Origin of the sequence: Aminobacter sp. SR38, from assembly GCF_014843375.1 — a bacterium.
GTDB lineage: Bacteria > Pseudomonadota > Alphaproteobacteria > Rhizobiales > Rhizobiaceae > Aminobacter > Aminobacter ciceronei.
The window spans coordinates 5474003-5489703 of sequence record NZ_CP062112.1; the positions used below are offsets into that span (position 1 = coordinate 5474003).

The window sequence follows — 15701 nt, forward strand, 5'->3', positions numbered from 1 at the left end:
TTCAGCTGCCGATCGTTGCCAAGAGGATGGCTTTGATCGAATGCATGCGGTTCTCCGCCTGATCGAACACGATCGAAGCCTCGGACTCGAAAACGGCATTCTCGACCTCCATGCAGTCAATGCCGTATTCGCGTTCGATATGCGCCCCGACCGCCGTCTCGGTATCGTGGAACGCTGGCAGACAATGCATGAACTTCGTGTGAGGGTTTCCTGTCGCAGCCATCAGATCGCGGGTGACCCGAAAAGGTGTCAGCAACTTGATCCGCTCGCCCCAGCCGCCTTCGTCCTCACCCAAAGAAAGCCAAACGTCGGTGTAGATGAAGTCAGCTCCCTTGACGCAGGCCTGCACGTCGTCGTCGATCCTGAACTGGCCGCCTCTTCGTTCGGCCACCTCTTTCACGTGGGCGCAGAAATTATTGTCGGGCCACAGCTCTCGGGGAGACGCGATCCGGATATCCATACCAAGCTTGCTTGCACCTATCGCCAGCGACTGGGCAACATTGTCTCTGCCTTCTCCGACGAATGCGATCGTCATGTCCGAGAGATGTTTGTGGGTGAATTCCCGCATCGTCATGAAATCGGCGAGGATTTGGGTTGGATGCGCTTCGTCAGTGAGTCCGTTGTATACTGGGACCCCCGCATAGGCCGCCAACAACTCGACCTGGTGCTGACTGTAGCCCCTGTACTCGATGGCATCGTACATGCGGCCCAGCACCCGTGCGGTGTCCTTCATCGATTCCTTGTGACCGATATGGCTTCCTGACGGCCCGATGTAGGTAACATGCGCGCCCTGGTCATAGGCCGCGACCTCGAAGCCCGATCGGGTGCGGGTCGAATCTTTCTCAAAAATCAGGGCGATGTTCTTGCGTGTCAGCCGCGGCTTTTCGGTTCCCGCTTGCTTGGCGGCCTTCAGATCTGCGGCAAGCCGAAGCAGATATCGGATCTCCTGGCCGGAGAAATCATCAAGCGTCAGGACGTTACGCCCATGCAAGTTTACGGGCATGGTGATCTCCTCTTAATTCGGATCTCGAGATATCGGGCACGTCATGCAATGGCCTCCACCGCGGCCGCGGCTCAGCTCGCTGCCTTCGATCGTTATGACCTCGATGCCTGCGCGCCGCAGCTGCGTGTTGGTGTAGACGTTGCGGTCGTAACCGATGACGACACCCGGCTCGATCGCAACGACGTTGTTGCCGTCATCCCATTGCTCTCGCTCGGCTTCGGGTGCATCACCACCAGTTTCGACGATGCGCAGGGTTTTCAGATTGAGCGCCTCTGTGACCACTTCCGTGAAGGGCCTGCGCTCCTCGACAACATCGACGGAATTGATGCCTTCACCTGGGCGCAGCGAAAAAGTCTGAAGCCGCCCGACCACCGCCGGGAACATTGTCGCGAGGTCGCGGTCGCACAAGGTAAAGACAGTATCGAGATGCATGAAGGACCGATCGCGGGGCATAAGCGCCGCGATCACCTGGGTAGCTTCTCCGGCCGAAAAGAGGTTTCGCGCGAGGCCGCCCACGGCTTGTGGAGTGGTTCGTTCGCCCATTCCGACAAGGACCACGCCATTGCCGATAGGCATGACATCGCCGCCCTCCAGACTCACATTTGGACCGGGCTTGTCTGGCGAAACAAAGGGCACGCCGGCGGCTCGAAAACGCTGATGGAAACGATAGACCGCTTCGACATTGACTGCCTCCGGCTTGCGCGCTGGCCAATACATCGGATTCACCGACACGGACCGATAGATCCAGCAGGAGCTGTCGCGAGTGAAAAGTTGGTTGGGCAGCGGAGGCAGTACAAAGTCTTCTGCAAGCAGTGTCTTGCCCGTCAGGCCAGCGGGGTCGAACGGCAGTTCGGCGCGAGTTATTCCGCCCACAAGAAGCGATGAAAGCTGCTCTGCGGGCATGGGGTCGAGCCAGCCACGAAGCTCGCTGACCATGTCATGGCCAACCACCGACGCGTCCACCCTGCGGTCGAGCAGCCAGTCGCGGGCTTCAGGGATTGCCATAGTCTCGGCCAACAGCTCACCGAAGAGGTGCACGGTCACGCCGCGCTCGCGGAGCGAATCCACGAAAATGTCGTGCTCCTGACGTGCGCGCCTGACCCATAGTACGTCATCGAACAAAAGCGCCTTGCAGTTCCCTGGTGTGAGACGGCGGAGGCTGAGGTCAGGCCGATGCACGATGACTTCGCGCAACCGACCGGTTTCGGAATGAACGCCGAGTTCGGCCATAGCTAAACCTTTCGGAATGGGTCAGAGCGCGCTCACCGCACCCGTCCACATCTGGTACGCCGCATAGATGGCGACCCCGACCAACACGGCGGCGATCGCAGCTTCCGCAGGTCGAAAGATCCGTTGGCTGTTTTCCCGACGTGCCCAGACGTAAAAGACGATCCCTGGGGCGTAGAGCACAGCGCACATGAACAGGTACGAAAGCCCGGCGGCATAGACGAGCCACAGCCCGTATGCCGTGGCCAACAGCCCCATAAGCATAGGCGCATTACGGTTTTCGCTGGCACCATAGCTGTCGCCTTGTATCGCCAGCTTTGCGGCGTAAGCACCAGAGAAGATATAGGGGACAAGGATAGCCGTCGAAGCGATGAAGAACAAAGCTTGGTAGGTGCTCTGCGCAAACAGCGTAATGATGAGGAAGGCTTGCACCAGAATGTTGGTCACGAAGAGCGATACGGACGGAACGCCACGGTCGTTTTCATGACCGAAGAAGGCCGGCATGGTGCCGTCTTTACCCGCGATATGCGGCACCTCAGCTGCGAGCAACGTCCAGCTCAGGAATGCGCCGACCACTGAAACAACCAATGCCAGATTGATAAGTATGGCACCCCACGGACCGACCACGGCCTCTAGAACGCCTGCCATCGAGGGGTTCTTCAGTGCAGCCAGTTGCGGCTGACTGATGATGCCGAGCGACAACAGGGACACCAGTGCGTAGAGGGCAAGGCAGGCTAGGAAGCCAAAGACGGTGGCCTTGGCAATGTCCCTGCGCTTCTCGGCGCGAGCCGAGAAGACACTGGCGCCTTCGATGCCGATGAATACCCACAACGTCACCAGCATCGTGCTCTTCACCTGGTTCATGATTGAACCGAGGCTGGCATTTCCAAGCCCAGTGAAGTCGGCATTGAATACGTCCACCTTGAATGCCACGACGACGATGCCGATGAACAGGACGATGGGAGCGATCTTGGCTGCCGTCACGATCAGGTTGACGAGTGCAGCTTGCCGAACGCCAGCCATGATGAGGAAATGGATTGCCCACAGCAGGGCTGATGCGCCTACTACGGCCTGCCATGTGTTTCCATCGCCGAAGGCAGGAAAGAAGTAGGAAAGTGCGCTGAATACGATCACAGCGTATGAAACATTGCCGACCCAGGCGCTGATCCAATAGCCCCAGGCGCTGTTAAAGCCGACGAACGGTCCGAACCCTGCTTTCGCATAGGCATATGGCCCGGCATCAAGTTCTGGCTTGCGGGTCGCAAGAGACTGATAGACGAACACCAATGCCAGCATGCCGATGGCGGTAATGGCCCAGCCAATCACAATGGCAAGAGGACCTGCGCCAGCGGCCATGTTTTGCGGCAGGCTGAACACCCCGGATCCGACCATCGAACCGATGACAAGGGCCGTCAATGGGCCCAGGCGCAGCTTGGTCTGGTTTGCTGTCGCGGCGGCGGAGTTAGGTGCGGAAGAGATGTCTGTGGCAGCCATGGTGCGTCTCCCAAAGTGCAGACCAATTGTTGGCAGAGTGCGCTGCAATTGGCCGTTCGGCTTTGACGCGCGTCAAATCGCTGGAGTGCGTGCAGTGTTTTGGTTTGAGGTCGGAGCGAGCGCGGATTCAAATTGACGTGGATCAAGGCGCTTGCGCAACGCTCCGATAGTCAAACCGAAGGTAGCGTCCTCTCGGACGATCTTGTCGCAATGTGACTTGAACGTATGCGGGACGCGGCTGCCGTCTGAAGTCGGAATGGCGACGGCAGACTCGTACCTGTTGTCGTGCAAAGCGATCGAGGGAACATGCCCGTCAACGAACCCTTGCTCAGAAAGATCTTACTGGCGATCGCCGTTTTAGGGCTCGCCGCTGGGTTTGCGACACATTTTCAGCTCGGCATGGAAAATCTGGCTGACAGCATTTGGGCCTTCGCAAGCGCCCCGGTGGTCGCCGCCCTCGCACTCTCCATTGTCCGAGATCTGTGGGCTGGTCGTTTTGGTGTCGATGCCATTGCTCTTGTGTCAATGAGTGCGGCGCTTTGGCTCGGTGAGGATTTGGCCGCAATAGTTGTCGCGATCATGTACATGGGGGGCAATGTCCTTGAGGACTATGCTCGTGGTCGTGCCCAAAGTGACCTGAAGGCCTTGACTGACCGGTCACCGAGGATTGCTCACCGCCGCCGCGGCGAGATCCTCGAGAGCATTTCAATCGAGAGCGTCTCGGTTGGAGACGATTTGATGGTTCGGGCCGGCGAGGTGCTGCCCGTCGATGGCGTGCTGCTCGATGATGACACCAGGATCGATGAGTCCGCCATCACCGGGGAGCCGTTCTTAAAGGCATGCAAGCAAGGAGATGCAGTCCGCAGCGGCACAGTGAACGCAGGAGAAATGTTTCACATGCGCGCCACTGCCGTCGCAGCGGAAAGCACCTATGCCGGCATCGTCAGAATGGTCGAGGCGGCTCAGACTGCCAAAGCACCATTCATCCGCATGGCCGACCGATTTGCGTTGGTGTTGTTGCCCCTCACGCTGATCGTGGCAGCTGCCGCGTGGCATGTTTCAGGTGACCCAGTGCGAGCACTCGCCGTCCTGGTCGTGGCAACACCGTGTCCGCTCATTCTCGCGGCGCCGATCGCTTTCATAGCCGGAGTCTCCCGCGCGGCACGTCAGGGTGTTCTGATGAAGGGCAGCACGGCGCTGGAAGCCCTCGCAAAAGTAAGGACTGCCATCTTCGACAAGACAGGCACACTCACCCATGGCGGCGCTCAACTGATCGAGATGCAAATTGCCCCGGGAAGAGACGAAGATGAACTTCTAGGTTTGTTGGGTTCCCTAGAACAGGCATCTCACCACGTTCTCGCCTCAGCGATCGTTGCCCTCGCTAGAAACAGGGGGCTCACCTTGACGCGCCCTGATAGCGTTTGTGAGCATAGAGGATCGGGGTTGATCGGAACCATTTCAGGAACCAGGGTCTCCGCTGGTTCCCGGTCCCTAATCTTGGCGGCTTCAGCGCCCCCGGCTTGGGCGGAACGGGTGGTGTCCCGATATCAGGGGCATCCGGTTCTTGTTGTGTACATGGCCGTCGAGGGCCGCCTTGCGGCAGTCTTGGTTCTTGGCGACGGCCTTCGGGCGGATGCGGTTTCAGCCGTGACCCGGCTTCGGAATGCCGGCGTGAGGCGCAGCATAATGCTGACAGGCGATGATGCAGATGCCGCCAATCGGATAGCGGCCACTCTCCCGCTGGACCTCGTCGTTGCGGACGCGTCACCCGCTGACAAGGTGGCTGTTGTGAATGCCGAGAGCAGCAAGGCAGCTACCATGATGGTCGGCGACGGCATCAACGATGCTCCAGCACTAGCGATGGCCACAGTGGGTGTTGCGATGGGGGCTCGCGGAGCAACAGCCTCATCCGAGGCTGCAGATGTGGTCGTCCTGACAGACAGCTTAGGGGCTGTGGCGACGGCGGTTGAAATCGCGAGCCGGACTACCATGATCGCAAGACAAAGCATCGTGGCTGGCATCGGGCTATCTGCATTGGCGATGATCGCCGCGGCCTTTGGCTTTCTTTCGCCTGTCTCTGGGGCGCTTCTTCAGGAGGCGATAGACGTTGCGGTCATCCTCAATGCTTTGCGGGCACTCGGCAACCATGGGAAACGCAAAGTGGGATACCAATGACAAGCCGCTTCGACAGCAGGTGACCAATGGATGGTGCCATAGCACGTCTCGGACTTGCGCTCGCGATCGGGCTCCTGGTTGGCCTCGAGCGTGGGTGGCAAGAACGGAACGAGCCTGATCGAAGCCGCACTGCAGGCATTCGGACATTCGGGATTTCTGGGCTTCTTGGTGGTGTTATCGCTGCCCTCAGCCAAGCCGTACAAGCGCCGGCAGTGCTGGTTGCGGGCTTCCTTGGATTTGCCGCCGTTCTGTCTTGGTACAAAGCGCGGGAGGCGGCACATGACGAGGACTTCAGCGTCACCGGGGTCGTGGCCGGCCTGGGGGTTTTCTCACTGGGGGCATTGGCTGTTGTGGGCGACTACCGTGCCGCGGCAGCTGGGGGCGGCGTTTTGGCTGCGACCCTAGCAAGCCGGGAGGTTCTGCACGGGCTGCTTCGGCGACTGACTTGGATCGAGTTGCGCTCGGCACTTGTGCTAGCCGTCATGACGACAGTCGTGCTGCCACTGCTGCCCGACAAGGCGGTTGACCCATGGGGAGGTTTCAATCCTCGCGAGGTTTGGGTCTTCACCATTCTAATCGCCGGGATCTCGTACGCGGGCTATGTCGCCGTACGCATTCTCGGAGCCAGGCGTGGTCTGGTCGTCAGTTCCGTGACAGGCGCTGTCGTTTCGTCGACAGCAGTCACCATAGCCTTGGCTCGCTCCGCCAGGACTTCGGGAGGCGTGCTAACATTGGTTGGAGCAGCGTGTCTTGCAGCAGCCGTCTCCATCATTCGAGTGGTCGTCGTGGTCCTTGTCCTGGAGCCGGCCGTGGCCGGGCTCATTGCAACATCAGCCCTCGCTGCCGCTGTCGGGTTCGGCTGCGTGGGTGGCTTCTTCTTGTCAGCCTACGGTGATCAGAAGGTCGATAGCAATTTGGTGCGCAATCCGTTCGAACTCTACCCATTGCTCGCGTTTGCAGTCCTCTTTTCAATTGCGTCGGTAGCAAGTGCATGGATGGCAGGCTTGATTGGAAGCAGAGGGGTGCTTGCGGTCTCGACGCTTTCCGGCCTCTTCGATGTCGACGTTGCCGTACTGAGCGCTCTTCGCCTGGTGGCGGGGCCGACTTCCACTCAGACTGCTGCTTGGGCTGTGCTGGTGGCACTTGCGGCGAATGCGTTGGGGCGCATAGGAATGGCTGCGATTGCCGGACCTGGTCGTTTTGCCGGAGGCCTGCTTCTGGCGACGCTCATAGCCATGGCGTTAGGCACGGCTGTCTTTTTCCTTACGGGTGCCATGTCCTGGTCGTCGTCAATTTGACGCGGATCAATGCCGTCCCGCGGGATCGAGCGCTATGTCAGGGCAAATAGAGGATTGCGCTATGACCTCGTTGGCAGATTTGACACCTGGCTTTCGGAACGTGCGGCTGCTTCTGGCCCGCGAAAAGGGACATCCCATCGGGGATCGAGAGGTCGGATACGATTTGCTTGTCCCACTCGATGCTGAAGGTCGGCTTGATGCTGCCGACTGGAAGACGCACCAGGCGTTCTGCCGCGTCCGAAAGTTCGGCGACGGGAGCGAAGACCGCATAGGGTTGCTGAGGCGCAAGCCGGGCGGGCAGTGGTATTTCGACTATTCTGAAGGCGACCGCGACGATGAGATCGGCTTTCGCCTAAACGACGAACGTTTCACTGTCGGCGAATACGTCTCGATCGGACGAAATCAAGCCATGCATACCTACCAGGTCGCCAGGGTCGAGCGGCCGTGACACCTCAGTTGGCCGTCCGGCTGTTCTGTTAGTGGTCCCCTCTGACATCTGGAGTACCCTCGAAGGGGCGAGCCGATGAAGCCGCAGCGTGATCCCTATTGGTCGATGCCGCTGGTGGAGGTCATGACTGCGCTGGGCACGAACCCAAGCGGTTTGACCACCGCGCAAGCGAACCAAAGTCGTGCGCTTCACGGAATCAACGCCATTCAAGGTCGCTCGGGGGGAGAGGCTCTCCGCCTGGTGCTTCGGCAAGTCCGCAGCCCGTTGGTGCTCATACTCATGTTTGCCGCGGCAGTGTCGTCTCTGATGGGAGAGGCGCAAGAAGCAATTATTATCTGCCTGATATTGTTGGCGAGTTGTGGCCTGGGCTTCACGCAAGAATACGGCGCGTCCAAGGCCGCATTGGCCCTGAAGCGTCAATTGCTTCGAAGAGTCAGGACTTTGCGCGATGGTATCGAGACCGACGTTGCCGTAGATGAGGTCGTCCCCGGTGATCTTCTCAGGTTATCCGCTGGGGACATGATTGCTGCCGACGGCCTCATCGTCGATGCCCGAGACTTCAACGTCAGTGAGGCGGTCCTGACTGGCGAATCCTTTCCCGTCCTGAAAACCATGGGAGTAGTAGGGGCAGAAACGCCACTGGGGCAACGGACGAATTCTGTCTTCACAGGGACATCCGTCCGCAGTGGCACGGCTACCGTACTCGCCGTCGCAACAGGAAGCGCCACAGAGTTCGCAGCCATCGCCGATGCAGTCGAGAGGCGGGTGGAGGAAAGCGGCTTTGCCAAGGGAATCCGGCAATTCGGATACCTGATGACCGAGGTGATGCTGGCGATTGTGATCGTCGTATTTGTGGTCAACCTGTTGCTCCACCGACCGTTGGCAGAATCGCTGCTCTTTTCTCTTGCACTGGCGGTCGGCCTTACCCCGGAACTGTTGCCTGCGATCATCAGCGTGACGCTCGCTCGTGGGGCCGCGGTCATGGCCAAGAATGGCGTGATCGTCCGACGGCTCGAGGCAATTGAGAACCTGGGCAGCATGGATGTCCTGTGTACCGACAAGACGGGGACATTAACCGAAGGAGCCATTCGGCTTGACCGATGGGTAGATTCGCGTGGGCGGCCATCCGATCAACTGCTTGCTTGGGCGAAACTGAACGCGTCGCTCCAGACTGGGATCAAGAATCCACTCGACGAAGCGATCGTCGATGCCGGCACTCAGGAGCAGCAGCCCCTGGGCGGGCAAGAGTTCAAGCTCGACGAGATTCCCTACGACTTCGCCCGCAAGCGCCTGTCCGTAATCGTCCGCAGAGCCGAAGGCGGCTCGCTGATGATCTGCAAGGGTGCGGTCCGGACGATGCTGGACGTGTGCGGGACTGAGACAGACGGACACACGGCTGAAAAACTCTCCGATCAGCGTCGGGCCGATATCGATGACCAGGTTCGGTCGTGGAGCGAACAGGGCTTTCGCGTTATTGCCCTGGCTGTCCGTCAGTTTCTGAAGACTGAAGGTTTCACCCGCGGCGATGAAATGGATCTCACGCTCGCGGGCTTTCTACTATTCTTCGACCCTCCAAAGGAGAGCTCGGCTGACGCACTGAAGGAACTCGCCAATCGCGGCGTGTCCGTTCGAATGATCAGTGGCGATGACCGACACGTTGCCAGGCATCTTGCCAAGGCTATAGGCCTAGCCCCCGACGCGATATTGACCGGCGGCGAACTGGTTCACATGACGAAGGAAGCCTTGTTCGCGCGTGTCGAAGACATCGACATTTTTGCCGAGATCGACCCCAACCAGAAGGAACGGATCGTCGAAGCATTCAAGAGACGAGGCCGGATTGTCGGCTACCTCGGGGATGGCATCAACGACGCGCCGGCACTCCACCAAGCCGATGTCGGCATCTCGGTGGATCAAGCCGTCGACGTGGCGCGCGAGGCGGCCGATATCATTCTGCTCGAACGGGACCTTGGGGTTCTCATGTTGGGGATCGACGACGGTCGAAAGACCTTTGCCAACACGATGAAGTACATCGCCATCACGACAAGCGCGAACTTCGGCAACATGATCAGCATGGCCATCGCGTCGCTTTTCCTGCCTTTTCTCCCCCTCTTGGCGAAGCAGATCCTGCTAAACAACTTTCTTTCCGATCTCCCGTCTTTGGCGATCGCAACCGACAATGTCGACATAGATGAAACCAGGCGGCCGAGGAGATGGGACATCTCCTTCATTCGCCGCTTCATGATACGTTTCGGTTTGGTCAGTTCCCTGTTCGACGCGGCAACGTTCGCCTTCCTATTGTTTGTGGTTCACGCCGACGCTTCGGTGTTTCAGACCGGTTGGTTCACTGAATCGTTACTCACCGAACTTGCCATCGTTCTGGTCATTCGGACCCACAAGCCTGCTTGGGCAAGCCGTCCCAGTCGGATGCTTGTCTCGCTTACGATCCTCGTCGGTGCCGTTGCGGTTAGTCTGTCCTATTCGCCCGTGGCCGCCTGGTTTGGGTTCGTGCCTCTGCCTTTAACAACCATGGGCGGACTGCTCTACATCACCCTTGCATATGTGATGGCGACGGAGTGGTTGAAGGTCCGGTTCTTCGCGATTTCTGGCATTTCTAACACTGGCCTGCGCAGTCCAACGAAGCGTGCCCTTGTTGGCGGATTGGCGAGCAGGTCGCAGTGAACGGACGAGCAGGTCGCAGTGAACGGAGTTGTCTCGATGGCCCGACGTATCCTCATTGTAATTGGTCACCCGGATCCTTCCCCTGATCGGTTTTGTCGCGTGCTTGCGAAAGCGTATGCTGCCGCGGCGGAGAGCGCGGGCCATCAGATCCGTCAGATCGATCTGGCGATCACAGACTTCCCGCTGTTGAGGACCGCCGAAGAGTTCGAGCACGGTATCGTCCCTGAACCATTGCGAGCGGCTACCGACGCGATCGTCTGGGCTGAACACTTGGTGTTCGTATTCCCTTTGTGGCTTGGCACCATGCCTGCACTGCTCAAAGGATTCCTCGAGCAGACGATGCGGCCAGGAGTGGCCTTCCAGTACCCGGAAAACAAGGGAGTGCTGACAAAATCTCTCCTGCGAGGCCGATCCGCTCGGATCGTGGTGACCATGGGAATGCCGTCGATCTTCTATCGGCTATGGTTCCTCAACCACGGGATTGCCGGCATGCGCCGAGGGATCCTGAATTTCGTGGGGATCAAGCCCGTTCATGAAACACTCCTCGGCCCCGTGGGTGCCGGGGAAGCACGGCGATTGAAATGGATCCGCCAAATCGAAGAGCTCGGCAGGCGTGCCCATTAACCCGCACTACGGCACCAGGACGGCCGCCCCGCTGACTCGGCCGGACCGAAGGTCTTCGAGCGCGTCGTTGGCTTTGTGAAGCGGGTAGACGGTAGTGCGAGCAGTGACCTTCGCCTGCTTGGCAATGGCGAAGAATTCGTCGCCATCGCGGCGGGTGAGGTTCGCCACTGAAACGAGTTCACGCTCGCCCCATAACAGCTCGTAGTGCATGGCCGGAATATCGCTCATATGAATGCCGCCGCAGACGACACGCCCACCTTTCCGAACCAGTGCGAGCGCCGCTGGCACGAGCGAGCCGACCGGTGCGAAGATGATCGCCGCGTCGAGTTCTGCTGGAGGTCGATCTTCCGAACTGCCCGCCCAAATACACCCAAGCTGGCGGGCCAATTCCTGGGCCGTCACGTCGCCCGGTTTGGTGAAGGCAAAGACTTGCCGCCCTTGCCAGACGGAGACTTGGGCAATGATATGGGCTGCCGCGCCAAAGCCAAACAGTCCCAGCCGCTTGGCATCACCCGCCTTCTTCAGGCATCGCCATCCGATCAGTCCAGCGCATAGCAGGGGGGCCTGCGCCACCGGGTTATCACGTCGATCGAGTTCAAAGGCATAGTCCACGTCAGCCAACACATGGGTCGCGAAGCCGCCATCCGCCGTGTAGCCTGTGAGTACGGGTGAATTGCAGAGGTTCTCTCTGCCCGCCCTGCAATAGCAACAGTTGCCGCATGTTCGACCGAGCCACGGTACGCCGAACCTGTGGCCGAGCATTGAACTGTCGACATCCGATCCGACTAGGTCAGCAATGCCGACAATCTCGTGCCCCGGGATCAATGGCAGCTTCGGATTTGGCAGGTCTCCGTCCACAACATGGAGATCGGTTCGGCATACAGCGCAGGCTTCGACATGCAGGCGGATCTGCCTGGGTCCGGGGGCAGGAGTCGTCCTTTCGACAAGCCGAAGCGGCTGGCCCGCATGCTCAAGCAACATTGCCTTCATTGCTGCAGCCTCCCGATACGACCTCAGCTCACTGAAATCCGGTCGTCGACCTGGGTCACTCCGGGGATGGACCATGCTGCGCGTTCGGCCGCCATTCGCTCCGACCACGTGCGGACGTGGCCCTCCAGCCGGACGGTTCCATCGGCCACCGAAACCTGGATTGCTTGAGCTTCGACTTCAGCGCTGCGTATCAAGGCCGACTTGATCTTCTTGCTGACATCGGCTGATGTCAGGTGCGGCTTGATTTCAATATTGTTGGAGATGCCAACCACGCCAGCCAGCCGATGTATGGCATCGGTTGCGGCGGACTTCTGGTACTGCCAAGTGACGCTACCAGTAAGCGTCACCCAGCCACGTTGCACCGTGATCTGAACAGCGTTGTCCGGAATCGTCGTATTCCATGCCAGGGTGTTTAGAGCCCGCCTGGCGATCTCGTCATCGGCGGTGGCATTGGCTCCGAAGGGCCGGACCTCGATTTCTTGAGCGATCCCCTTGACCCCCTTCATCCGTCGCGTCGCTGCTTCTGTCGCGGCCTTTTGAGCATGGGTCGAGACGTGTCCAGTCAAGGTGACAACACCGTGATCAACTGCTACGCCGATATGGGCCGCATCGATGCTGGGCTCGAAATCGAGTTCGTCCAGGACATCCTGCTTGAGAGCGTCGTCAGACATGCTTCGAACTCCTTCGGCAGCAGAAAGCGTCCAGTCTCTCGCAGAAAGCCAGGGCTGCATTGACCTGTGTCAAACGGATTGCGCCCGCGGCCCCACTCTTTCAGCCTGCACGCGATCCCGATAGCACTGCAAGATCTATGGATGTACAAGGGTGGAATGCTGACCCGCATTTCGGCGGCGTTAGGTCAGGGGACATCAGGAAGCGGGTATGGCAGCAGACGCCATCTCTAAGTTCCGCAAGGTAACGTTTCCCTTTGTTTACAAAAGGGAAAAAGCTTACCTTTTTGCCTGTTCAGTCGTGGCATTCGCATTCTTGGTGCGTATTCTCCTCCATGGCTTTCTGGCTGACAGCGCCACTTTCATACTCTTCGTCCCGGCAATTCTCATGGCTGCGATGATAGGCGGCACAGGCCCCGGACTGGTTTCCGTCGCCCTGTCCGTCATTGGCGCTTTCTACATTGGCGGGCTCAAGCTGGAGGGCAACACTGGTGTCGGTGCGCTGGTGGTTTTCACCCTCGTTGGGTTCGCGCTGGCGGCAATGGGTGAAGTCCTGCATAGGGCCTGGACCGTCAATGAGGAAACGAAGCACAGGCTCGTCGAGCGCGAGGCTCATCTCAAGTCGATACTGGACACCGTCCTCGACGCTTCGGTTGTCATCGAAAGAGATGGAACCATCGTTTCCTTCAACACGGCAGCAGTCAGGCAGTTCGGATACCTGGAAGAGGAAGTCAGGGGCAAAAATGTTCGAATTCTCATGCCGGAGCCGTATCGAAGCGGTCACGATGGTTTCATCCGCAGGTACCTGACCACTGGCGAGAAGCGCATCATCGGGGTCGACCGGGTGGTGGTCGGCCGCAGGAAGGATGGCTCCACGTTTCCGATGACGCTTGCGGTGGGCGAGATGAAATCCGGCGACAAGATCTATTTCACCGGATTCATCAGGGATCTGACCGAGCGAGAGGAATCCGCAGCACGCCTCCAGGAGATCCAAGGCGAACTTGCCAGGCTTTCCCGTCTTCATGAACTGGGCGAAATGGCCTCTACGCTTGCGCACGAGCTCAACCAGCCATTGTCGACGATCGCAAACTACGCGCAAGGGGCTTTTCGCATGCTTCGCGAGCGCCCAGACCAAGCGGCATCCCAGCTTCCAGAGGCCTTGCAAGAGATTGCGACGCAATCGCTACGAGCAGGAGAGATCATCAGCCATCTTCGGGAGTTCGTGCTGCGCGGCGAGACCGAGAAAGCGCCGGAGGACATTCATAAGCTTGTCGAAGAGGCAGGCGCTCTGGCCCTGATGGGGTCAAGAGAGCGAGGCGTTCGCTCAGTCTTTGATTTCGGGCCCGGAACAGGGATGGTGATGGTTGACAGAGTGCAGATCCAGCAGGTGCTCACAAATCTCATGCGCAACGGCATTGAAGCCATGCGCGATAGCGACACACGGCTGCTCACCGTGCGGACAGCTTCTGGGAACCCGGGGGAAGTGGCCGTCGAAGTTTCCGACACTGGGCCTGGCATCCCCGATGAAATCGCTGCACGCCTTTTCCAGCCCTTCGTCACCACCAAGGCCAGCGGCATGGGCATTGGCCTCTCCATTGCCAAACGCATCGTTGAGGCCCACGGTGGCGAGCTGAGCATGCGGATGAACGCCCATGGCGGGGTCACTTTCCGCTTCACCTTGCCTGCTTTTGAACAGGAGACGATCGATGGACAAGGGTGAGAGCGTCGTCCACATCGTCGACGACGAGGAACCGGTCAGAAGGTCTCTGGCATTCCTGCTTACCATGTCCGGATACACTGTGCGCCAGCACGAGTCTGCCTTGGCGTTCCTGTCTGCGGCACCAACCATCCGCAATGGCTGCCTGGTGACGGACCTTCGCATGCCTGACGTAGATGGGATCGAATTGCTTCAGCGGCTCCGCCATCTGTCCTGCGCCATTCCCGCGATCGTCATCACGGGACATGGCGACGTTCCACTTGCCGTCGAAGCCATGAAAGCAGGAGCTTTCGATTTCATCGAAAAGCCGTTCAAGGACGATGTCCTGATCTCGGCCGTAGACCGGGCCATCGCCAGCCTCGGAAGGCAGGCCGTTCACGAGGACATATCTGCCATTCGTACACGCGTGGCGCTGTTGAGCGAACGCGAGCGCGAGGTATTCGCCGCCGTTGTTGCGGGCCTCCCCAACAAAACGATCGCCTACGATCTCGATATCAGTCCTCGAACCGTCGAGGTTCACCGGGCAAGCGTGATGTCCAAAATGGAAGCGCGAAGCCTTCCAGAACTGGTGAGAATGGCCATCGAAGCGGGACTTGGTGCCAGGCAGCATTAACAGCCCCCCAAACCATCACGTGACTACGTATTGTCCCCTAGTGACATAACCGAATTTCTCCGCAGCGGCTCATGCGCGATGAATCTCCCGGTTACAGCGGGAGAGAGCAATGCATTCTCAGGGCAAGGTCGACAATACCACGGGGTCCAATTGGGACGCGCTTTTAGGCCAGATGCCTCTTCCGGCATTCGGAGTTCCAATGCCCGCGTCATTCCATCCGGCTGGCTCCGAGATTTTCTCCCCAGGCAGCGACGCGAACTGCTTCTATGTAGTGAAGTTCGGTTGCGTTCGGGTTTACAGGCTGCTGGCTGATGGCCGCAGGCAAATCTCTGCATTTCACCTGCCCGGCGAAGTGTTCGGATTTGAGGCAGATAGTCGCCATCATTTCTTCGCCGAGGCGGTCGGTGCCACCTCGACGCTTTCCATGAGAGTGTCGGCAACCGCTGATTTGTCGGCAACGCTGCTGCCTCTGGCGCTGCGCGGCCTGGTGCGCGCCCAGGAGCATCTCCTCGTTCTCGGCCGTCAGAATGCCCCTGAGCGAGTTGCCGCCTTTTTGCTGGACATGTTCGAGCGTCAAGGTGGGCTCGAGCGCTTTGAACTGCCGATGTCACGGACAGACATTGCCGATTATCTAGGCCTGTCGCTTGAAACCGTGTCACGTGTTTTCACCCGACTGCGCGGACAAGGCATCATGCGGCTGGTGTCCTTGAGAACCGTTGAAATCGTCAAGATGCAGGCGCTATCGGTTATGTGCGAATAGATGGC

At 59.1% G+C, this 15701-nt stretch carries 13 protein-coding genes; 8 read left to right on the forward strand and 5 right to left on the reverse strand.

The window, feature by feature from the left end:
• Position 1 precedes the first annotated feature (1 nt).
• From argF to arcD, 3 genes are read right to left on the reverse strand one after another with little or no spacing between them, the layout of a single operon-like run.
• Positions 2–1003, reverse strand: coding sequence for an ornithine carbamoyltransferase (gene argF, locus IG197_RS26835; protein WP_192315931.1), 1002 nt, complete (start codon positions 1001–1003; stop codon positions 2–4).
• 12 nt (positions 1004–1015) lie between these two features.
• A complete protein-coding gene (locus tag IG197_RS26840) occupies positions 1016–2233 on the reverse strand; it encodes an arginine deiminase (RefSeq protein WP_192315933.1) in 1218 nt (405 codons plus the stop codon).
• Between the two features lie 21 nt (positions 2234–2254).
• Entirely contained in the window at positions 2255–3724 is a 1470-nt protein-coding gene (arcD, locus tag IG197_RS26845) for an arginine-ornithine antiporter (protein ID WP_192315934.1), read from the reverse strand.
• A gap of 306 nt (positions 3725–4030) precedes the next feature.
• On the opposite strand from arcD, the gene IG197_RS26850 reads away from it, so the two are divergent.
• From IG197_RS26850 to IG197_RS26870, 5 genes are all read left to right on the forward strand, one after another.
• Positions 4031–5899 carry a heavy metal translocating P-type ATPase gene (locus IG197_RS26850; RefSeq protein ID WP_192315936.1) on the forward strand — a complete coding sequence of 623 codons (1869 nt, stop codon included), beginning with the start codon at positions 4031–4033 and terminating at the stop codon, positions 5897–5899.
• 26 nt (positions 5900–5925) lie between these two features.
• Entirely contained in the window at positions 5926–7197 is a 1272-nt protein-coding gene (locus IG197_RS26855) for an MgtC/SapB family protein (protein WP_192315938.1), read from the forward strand.
• 163 nt (positions 7198–7360) lie between these two features.
• Positions 7361–7645, forward strand: a complete 285-nt coding sequence (locus IG197_RS26860) for a hypothetical protein (protein ID WP_246765257.1) — start codon at positions 7361–7363, stop codon at positions 7643–7645.
• A gap of 75 nt (positions 7646–7720) precedes the next feature.
• Positions 7721–10324 carry a magnesium-translocating P-type ATPase gene (gene mgtA, locus IG197_RS26865; protein WP_192315941.1) on the forward strand — a complete coding sequence of 868 codons (2604 nt, stop codon included), beginning with the start codon at positions 7721–7723 and terminating at the stop codon, positions 10322–10324.
• Between the two features lie 36 nt (positions 10325–10360).
• Positions 10361–10948: an NAD(P)H-dependent oxidoreductase gene (locus IG197_RS26870; protein WP_192315943.1), complete on the forward strand. Its 588-nt coding sequence runs from the start codon at positions 10361–10363 to the stop codon at positions 10946–10948.
• A 6-nt stretch (positions 10949–10954) separates the two neighbouring features.
• On the opposite strand, the gene IG197_RS26875 is transcribed toward IG197_RS26870, so the two are convergent.
• Complete coding sequence (locus tag IG197_RS26875; RefSeq protein WP_192315945.1) at positions 10955–11938, reverse strand: zinc-dependent alcohol dehydrogenase family protein; 984 nt, start codon at positions 11936–11938, stop codon at positions 10955–10957.
• 23 nt (positions 11939–11961) lie between these two features.
• Positions 11962–12609 carry a BON domain-containing protein gene (locus tag IG197_RS26880; protein WP_192315947.1) on the reverse strand — a complete coding sequence of 216 codons (648 nt, stop codon included), beginning with the start codon at positions 12607–12609 and terminating at the stop codon, positions 11962–11964.
• Positions 12610–12817: 208 nt separating this feature from the next.
• On the opposite strand from IG197_RS26880, the gene IG197_RS26885 reads away from it, so the two are divergent.
• From IG197_RS26885 to IG197_RS26895, 3 genes are all read left to right on the forward strand, one after another.
• Positions 12818–14326 carry a PAS domain-containing sensor histidine kinase gene (locus tag IG197_RS26885; RefSeq protein ID WP_192315949.1) on the forward strand — a complete coding sequence of 503 codons (1509 nt, stop codon included), beginning with the start codon at positions 12818–12820 and terminating at the stop codon, positions 14324–14326.
• On the forward strand, positions 14313–14936 hold the full coding sequence (fixJ, locus tag IG197_RS26890) for a response regulator FixJ (RefSeq protein WP_192315950.1): 624 nt from the start codon (positions 14313–14315) through the stop codon (positions 14934–14936). The genes IG197_RS26885 and fixJ overlap by 14 nt, the downstream gene beginning before the upstream one ends.
• Before the next feature lie 199 nt (positions 14937–15135).
• Positions 15136–15696, forward strand: a complete 561-nt coding sequence (locus IG197_RS26895) for a helix-turn-helix domain-containing protein (protein ID WP_083948563.1) — start codon at positions 15136–15138, stop codon at positions 15694–15696.
• Positions 15697–15701 lie beyond the last annotated feature (5 nt).

Coding starts and splice junctions, on each gene's coding strand:
- IG197_RS26840 (WP_192315933.1), bottom strand. CDS start 2,233: ATGGCCGAACTCGGCGTTCATTCCGAAACCGGTCGGTTGCGCGAAGTC.
- IG197_RS26880 (WP_192315947.1), bottom strand. CDS start 12,609: ATGTCTGACGACGCTCTCAAGCAGGATGTCCTGGACGAACTCGATTTC.
- IG197_RS26875 (WP_192315945.1), bottom strand. CDS start 11,938: ATGAAGGCAATGTTGCTTGAGCATGCGGGCCAGCCGCTTCGGCTTGTC.
- IG197_RS26895 (WP_083948563.1), top strand. CDS start 15,136: ATGCCCGCGTCATTCCATCCGGCTGGCTCCGAGATTTTCTCCCCAGGC.
- arcD (WP_192315934.1), bottom strand. CDS start 3,724: ATGGCTGCCACAGACATCTCTTCCGCACCTAACTCCGCCGCCGCGACA.
- fixJ (WP_192315950.1), top strand. CDS start 14,313: ATGGACAAGGGTGAGAGCGTCGTCCACATCGTCGACGACGAGGAACCG.
- IG197_RS26870 (WP_192315943.1), top strand. CDS start 10,361: ATGGCCCGACGTATCCTCATTGTAATTGGTCACCCGGATCCTTCCCCT.
- IG197_RS26885 (WP_192315949.1), top strand. CDS start 12,818: ATGGCAGCAGACGCCATCTCTAAGTTCCGCAAGGTAACGTTTCCCTTT.
- IG197_RS26855 (WP_192315938.1), top strand. CDS start 5,926: ATGGATGGTGCCATAGCACGTCTCGGACTTGCGCTCGCGATCGGGCTC.
- IG197_RS26850 (WP_192315936.1), top strand. CDS start 4,031: ATGCCCGTCAACGAACCCTTGCTCAGAAAGATCTTACTGGCGATCGCC.
- mgtA (WP_192315941.1), top strand. CDS start 7,721: ATGAAGCCGCAGCGTGATCCCTATTGGTCGATGCCGCTGGTGGAGGTC.
- argF (WP_192315931.1), bottom strand. CDS start 1,003: ATGCCCGTAAACTTGCATGGGCGTAACGTCCTGACGCTTGATGATTTC.